This window comes from Mucilaginibacter sp. (assembly GCF_025362475.1).
Classification (GTDB): Bacteria; Bacteroidota; Bacteroidia; order Sphingobacteriales; family Sphingobacteriaceae; genus Mucilaginibacter.
On the sequence record NZ_JANYGH010000042.1, the window covers coordinates 1 to 6677 of the forward strand.

General features: G+C 41.6%; 6 protein-coding genes. 1 reads left to right on the forward strand and 5 read right to left on the reverse strand.

What is annotated here, in order from left to right:
- Nucleotides 1–305: 305 nt before the first annotated feature.
- Entirely contained in the window at nucleotides 306–2192 is a 1887-nt protein-coding gene (locus tag Q0R88_RS14280; RefSeq protein ID WP_295717181.1) for a S9 family peptidase, read from the forward strand.
- A 61-nt stretch (nucleotides 2193–2253) separates the two neighbouring features.
- On the opposite strand, the gene Q0R88_RS14285 is transcribed toward Q0R88_RS14280, so the two are convergent.
- From Q0R88_RS14285 to ruvB, 5 genes are all read right to left on the reverse strand, one after another.
- Nucleotides 2254–2553 (reverse strand): type II toxin-antitoxin system RelE/ParE family toxin, encoded by a 300-nt coding sequence (locus Q0R88_RS14285; RefSeq protein ID WP_295717183.1) that lies wholly within the window; start codon nucleotides 2551–2553, stop codon nucleotides 2254–2256.
- Nucleotides 2540–2767: a hypothetical protein gene (locus Q0R88_RS14290; protein WP_295717186.1), complete on the reverse strand. Its 228-nt coding sequence runs from the start codon at nucleotides 2765–2767 to the stop codon at nucleotides 2540–2542. The genes Q0R88_RS14285 and Q0R88_RS14290 overlap by 14 nt, the downstream gene beginning before the upstream one ends.
- A gap of 139 nt (nucleotides 2768–2906) precedes the next feature.
- The gene (locus tag Q0R88_RS14295; protein WP_295717188.1) at nucleotides 2907–3797 is read right to left on the reverse strand and encodes a polysaccharide deacetylase family protein; all 891 of its coding nucleotides are present in this window, start codon (nucleotides 3795–3797) and stop codon (nucleotides 2907–2909) included.
- A gap of 176 nt (nucleotides 3798–3973) precedes the next feature.
- The gene (locus Q0R88_RS14300) at nucleotides 3974–5200 is read right to left on the reverse strand and encodes a Gfo/Idh/MocA family oxidoreductase (protein ID WP_295717192.1); all 1227 of its coding nucleotides are present in this window, start codon (nucleotides 5198–5200) and stop codon (nucleotides 3974–3976) included.
- A gap of 36 nt (nucleotides 5201–5236) precedes the next feature.
- Complete coding sequence (gene ruvB, locus Q0R88_RS14305) at nucleotides 5237–6259, reverse strand: Holliday junction branch migration DNA helicase RuvB (RefSeq protein ID WP_295717193.1); 1023 nt, start codon at nucleotides 6257–6259, stop codon at nucleotides 5237–5239.
- Nucleotides 6260–6677: the final 418 nt, after the last annotated feature.

Sequence of the window (6677 nt, forward strand, 5' to 3'; positions counted from 1 at the left end):
AACCTGGAAGTAGAGCGAACCTGGAAGAGTTATTATAAAACTCAAAATGTGGATTTGTAAACCTATTTTAGGACTAATAAATATTGTAAACGTATAACAGGATTTATCAATTAAACTGTAAACCTATTTTAGGACAAGACATTCAGCTGAACTAAGCCAAAGGCTTAAACCATGGCTCCCACGAGTTACGCTGCGCTAACCTCGCGGGAGATGAAAAATTAACCCCTTTATTTAAAATATGGATTGGATAAAGTTCCTTTGTTTTTCAAATAATTTCACATAACTTGCTGAAAATTAGATGTAAAATGAAATACCTATCCTTATTTGCACTGGCTATTTTATTTAGCGCGTGCAGCAACTCTGATAAGCCCACTGCAGTAAAATCATACTCCATTGAGCAATTGTATAACAATAAAGCGATAAATGGTGCCGGTTTTAATGCCGACGAAACCAAGGTGCTGGTTGATGATAACAGCACAGGGATATTTAATCTCTCCGCCATAAACATTGCTGATACCGCCTCAAAACCACTCACGCACTCGGTAAAGGATTCGTACTTTGCAATTGGGTACGTGCCGGGTACCAATGACTTTTTATATAGCGCAGATCAGGGAGGTAACGAAAATTACCATATCTATCTGCAAAAGGCTGATGGATCGGCGGTGAAAGATCTTACACCGTGGGCCAACACCACCAATGGTACCGATGGATGGAGTGCTGATAAAAAGTTCCTGTACATTACCAGTAATAAACGCGACCCCAAATTCAACGATATTTACAAGCTGGATGTAAAAACCTGGAATGCAGAGCTGCTTTATCAAAATGATGGCGGGTATTCACCCGGACCAGTTTCCAAGTCGGAGCGGTACATTTCCCTCATCAAATCTATCACTACCGATAAAAATGAGCTTTATATTTATGACCGGACGACGAAGGCAGTCAAAAAGCTAAGCAACGATAAAGAGGCTACCTGGTACCCTGCTGCGTTTACCAAAGGCGACTCGAGCCTGTATTATATTACCAACGATGGCAGCGAATTTAGCTACCTGGTAAAATACAACCTGAATACAGGGGCAACCTCAAAAGTTTATTCAACCACCTGGGATGTGGTTGGGATGGAACTTAGCGACCTGGAAAAGTACTATACCGTATACGTAAATGCAGATGGTAAAACCAAAGTGTTGTTGTTTGATAATAAAACGGGCAAACAACTCGATTTTCCGGAAGTAAAAGATGGGGAAGTTAAATCGGCGGTGTTTTCGCCGAGTGAAAAAAATATGATGCTTACGGTAGGCAGCAGCGTTAGTCCCAATAATCTCTACGTTTATAATTTCGAGAAAAAGGAATTAAAGCCTATTACCCGTACACTTAACCCTGCAGTAAGTACAGATGACCTGGTATCAGCTGAAGTGGTTCACTTTAAATCTTTTGATGGCCTGGAGATTCCTGCCATTTACTACAAACCCAAAAATGCAACCAAAGAGCACCCGGTGCCTGCTATATTGTTGATACATGGTGGTCCGGGAGGGCAAAGCAATTTCGGCTTTAGTAACCAGATTCAGTTCCTGGTAAATCATGGTTATGCTGTGTTGGCGGTAAATAACCGGGGTAGTAGCGGTTATGGGAAAACGTTTTATAAGCTGGATAACAAAGACCACAGCAATGGCGACCTGAAAGATTGCATCTGGGGTAAAAAATGGCTGCAGCAACAGGCTTATATTGATACTGCAAAAATAGCCATTATGGGCGGCAGCTATGGCGGGTGCATGGTATTGGGCGCATTGGCTTTTCACCCTAATGAGTTTAAAGTGGGAGTTGATATGTTTGGTGTTGCCAACTGGATGCGCACGCTCAAAAGTATCCCTCCATACTGGGAAGCTGAGCGTAAGGCTTTATATGATGAGTTAGGCGACCCATACACAGCCGATAGTGTACACCTTAAAAAAATATCGCCGTTGTTTCATTACCAAACCATCAATAAACCATTAATTGTTTTTCAGGGAATGAATGATGTGCGGGTATTACCTATAGAAAGTAAGGAAATTGTAGATGGCGTTAAAAAGAACGGAGTACCGGTTGAATATATTACCTACCCCAATGAAGGCCACGGTTTCCAGAAAAAAGAAAACCTGATCACTACCGCTAATAAGATACTGGCGTTTTTGGATAAGTATTTGATGGAGAAGAAGTAATAGAAAAACGTATCGCTTGAAGAAAAATAGGTCTCATACAGGAACCTTTTTTTATTCATATTTATTTGTTTTCAAAACGTTCGGGATCTCTTTTGGTATGAAAAATTGATGTGATAAATATAGTGGATAGTTGCTCATCGTACCAGTAAACAATGATGTATGGAAATATTCTTACCGGTACGAAACGTAGATCCGATTGATACCTTTTTGCATAGAGTTTGGGATTTAGATCAATAGAATGAATGGTTATTTTAACTTCTCTTCTAAAATTTGCCGAAAGACCTCTTTGTTGTTTTTCGTACCATTCACAAGCATCAATCAATTCAAGTTCGGCACGTTTTAGAAGTTTAATTGTAGGCACGGTTCAGTTCTTCTTCTATGTCTATCCAGTTTCGGGCAGTGGTTTTTCCATCCAAAAAGTCCTGCCTGGTTTGCAGCAGATCCTTTATTTCATCTTCAGAAAATGTGTGGTCATTATCTGAATCAATATGATAACTTAAACCAAACCTGTTTAGTATCTCTTGCAAAACAGGCAGATCTTTTTCGTTTTGAATATTTACTGTCAGCGTGGTCATACACAAATTTACTAAACATAAATTTCAAAATGTTGGAATTTGAAATATTTATTGATTCATTATCAAAATAAAAGCGGCCTTTCTCAACAAGAGAAAAACCGCTTAAATATGCTGATCAGCCCCTTCAAGAGGCCGGGTATTAGAAACTATTTCTTACGCTATTGCTGAAAGTTTTGGTTGTCCAATATCCGCTATCCAAAATACGGCGAACGGTCATCAACGGATAATCAGGGTCGCGTTTATCAGCTAGTTGGAAAGCAATTTTGAAACCTTTTTTCTCAAATTCCGGCAAAACAGGTTTTTTCCAGATGCCAAATGGATAGGCGAAATAGTCTATTTTTTTACCGGTAATTTCTTCCAGCTTTTTGGTTGGCTTATCTATTTGTGTAACCCAATCATCAACCGGCCTGGTGGTTATTTTACCATTTTTTCCGATGATTTTAAGTTCAGAATTGTGCGAGTATTTGTCAACCCGGTGATGGTCCCAGGTATGGCTTCCAATTACGTTGCCTTCGTCAGATAGTTTTTTAACCATATCGGCGGTCATGTAATGCGGGCGGCCTAATGATACAGTCATTACAAAATAAACAGCCTTAAAGCCATATTTTTTCAAGGTAGGGTTAGCTATCGTGAACTGATCAAGGTCGGTATCATCAAAAGTAAGCATGATCGGTTTTTTGGGCAGGGGAGCTCCTGTTGTAAGATAAGCATATAGCTGATCGGGCAGTATGGTGTGGTAACCACTATCGGCCAGCATTTTAATATGTTCTTTGAAGGCAGCTATCTGTACAATATAGTCTTTAGCATTTTTTGAATCAGTAGGTTTCCAATCGCGTATCTGGTGGTAACAAACAACCGGTACCTGTTTGCGGGCCATAATGGCGGCTTTATCTGCCGGTTTGCCGGCAATTGTTGTTGCGGCGGCTGTACCTGTAGCAGGTGTTCCTGCTGATTTATCGGTAGGTTTACTCTGGCAAGACATTGTGCCTAAGGCACATACAGCTAACCATACAAAAGCTTGTTTAATCATGGTATGATGATGATTCTTTAATTAATAGAACAACGGCGAAAATAATATAATTATATAGGATGTAAACCAGCTTTGTAAATAAAATTAATTTATACTTTAACCCCAAACGTTAATAAGTAAAATTATTATTCGCTTTGATTGATGATCTGCCTTAAATATTAACCTCTTTATTGTATTTACAAAACTATCCGTTTGCCCTCCTTGATTGATCTTTTTGCCGCATCAAGTATCAGCATTACAATCATATTGTTTTTCAGGGATGAGCGGTCATTCCTGAATTTAAGCGGGGTTTTAAGGGCGGCAGTAAAGTAGGGCACAGGCGCATCCGCCGGCGACGGCAAAGCGGGGGCTTTAAAGCTTTTTACGTCATTATTAATCCTTACTTCAACGCTGTCTTTATCAAATGTATGGATATAGCCTTTTGCCCCAAACACTTCCATATCCTTAATACCGAAAGGCCAGTTCCATGATGCTTCTATCATCCCGGTAGCGTTGGGGTATTCCACAATAATAGTTACGTCGTCTTCCACCTTAGGGTATACCGATGGCTTGTAATGCCTGGCAACAGCGGTTACAGCTATAGGCTTTTGTCCCTGCATCATCCAGGTCATCATATCGGCACCATAGCAGCCAAAGTCGTTTAATGCACCGGCGCCATTAAGCACGGGGTCTGTAAGCCAGGTTAAGAAATCCTCGCTGCAGCCAATTTCGCGCGGGCCCTGGTGACCATCATGAAACACCATTTTGCGAATCATGCCCACACTATCGGCTTTAATAGTATTGTACGCGCTTTGTACCGATGGGTACCAGGTAGTTTCATAATTGGTAAGCATGTTTATGTAATACCTTAAAGCTAAAAACTCCATGCGTTTAGCCTGCTCAAGGGTAGCGGCCAATGGTTTTTCAACCATTACAGAGATGCCCATTGGGGCGCAGGTTTCTACAATATCAATGTGCTTACCAACAGCATTATAACCCAGTACAATAACCGGTTTGCGGGCAAGGCACATGGTTTTCAGGTCCTCGAAGAATAAAGAATCGGGTACGCCATACATTTTGCCATATTTTGCCCACAGCTTTTTGTCTGGTTCGGCAATGCCCACAATATTTACGTTACCATTACGGTATTCATTTAATATCAGGTGAATATGGTCGTGGTTTAGCCCGGCGATGCCTACTTTTGGGCCGGTTGCTTTTTTTTTAACCAGTATGGTGTCTTTCTTTACACCCGCGGTATCTTTTTTAAGCTTGCGTGCAGTATCTGCGGGCAGTGCCTCGGGTTTGGTTGGTACCATTGGCGAAGCAGGTGTGGGCAGCGTTGTTTGCGCTTTGGTTATTGCAGCGCAACCTATAAACGTTAGTATAAATAATAATTTAAGACCTTGTTTTAATTTTGTTCTCATGGTAGTAATTAGGTAGCTGATATATTATCGGTTTTATTAAAATAACGAAGGATTACCTCCAAGTTTTATTTTTCCCAAATGTTTATAGGCGCTTTCTGTACACTCCCTGCCGCGGGCGGTGCGCATTAAAAACCCTTCCTGTATTAAAAACGGTTCATATACTTCTTCAATTGTGCCTTCATCTTCGCCAACGGCGGTGGCAATGGTTTTTAAACCAACAGGCCCACCTTTAAACTTATCAATAATGGTAGTTAAAATCTTGTTGTCCATTTCATCAAGGCCATGCTCATCAACATTGAGGGCGTTAAGCGCATATTTGGCAATGGCGGTATCAATATTACCGTCGCCTTTTATTTGGGCAAAGTCACGGGTGCGGCGCAGCAGTGCATTGGCAATACGTGGCGTGCCACGGCTGCGGCGGGCAATTTCATAAGCCCCCTCATCAGTTATCGGGGTTTTAAGGATAGATGATGAGCGCAATACAATAGTTGTAAGCAGTTTGGCATCATAATACTCCAAACGGGCGTTTATACCAAACCGGGCCCTTAAAGGCGCGGTAAGCAGGCCTGAGCGGGTGGTAGCGCCAACCAATGTAAACGGATTAAGAGAGATTTGTACCGAACGGGCATTTGGGCCACTCTCCAGCATAATATCTATCTTAAAATCTTCCATGGCCGAGTACAAATACTCCTCAACCAGCGGACTTAAACGGTGGATCTCATCAATAAAAAGGATATCGCCTGTTTCCAGGTTGGTGAGTAAGCCTGCAAGATCGCCTGGCTTATCCAGTACCGGGCCCGATGTGATCTTGATGCCTACACTCATTTCATTGGCTATGATGTAGGAGAGGGTGGTTTTACCCAAACCCGGGGGGCCATGCAGCAGCACGTGGTCAAGCGCCTCGCCACGCTGGCGGGCAGCCTGTACAAATATTTTTAAATTGGCTAATATTTTATGCTGACCGGTAAAATCCTCAAATTGCTGCGGACGTAAAACTTTTTCAATATCACGCTCGGCATTACTGAGACGTTCCGGCGCCGGATCAAGATGCTCATTCATTACCAACGAAATTAGCTTTTTTTAGGCGAAAGGTGAAAGGATAAAGGTAAAAGGTTTGTTTCATTGGAGTTGAAAGGTAAAGGGCGAAAGGTAAAAGGTTTATTTCATTGGAGGTGAAAGGTAAAGGGCGAAAGGTAAAAGGTTTGTTTCATTGGAGGTGAAAGGTAAAGGGATAAAGGTAAAAGGTTTGTTTAATTGGAGGTAAAGGGCGAAAGGTAAAAGGTTTGTTTCATTGGAGGTGAAAGGTGAAAGGTAAAAGGTTCTTTTAGGCTAAATAGAAAGGTAAAGGGTGAAAAGTTTTTGCCTGGTTGATTCACCTTTCACCTTTCACCTTTCACCTTTCACCTTTCACCTTTCACCTTTCACCTTTCACCTTTCACCTTTCACCTTTCACCTTTCACCTTTCACCTTTCACCTT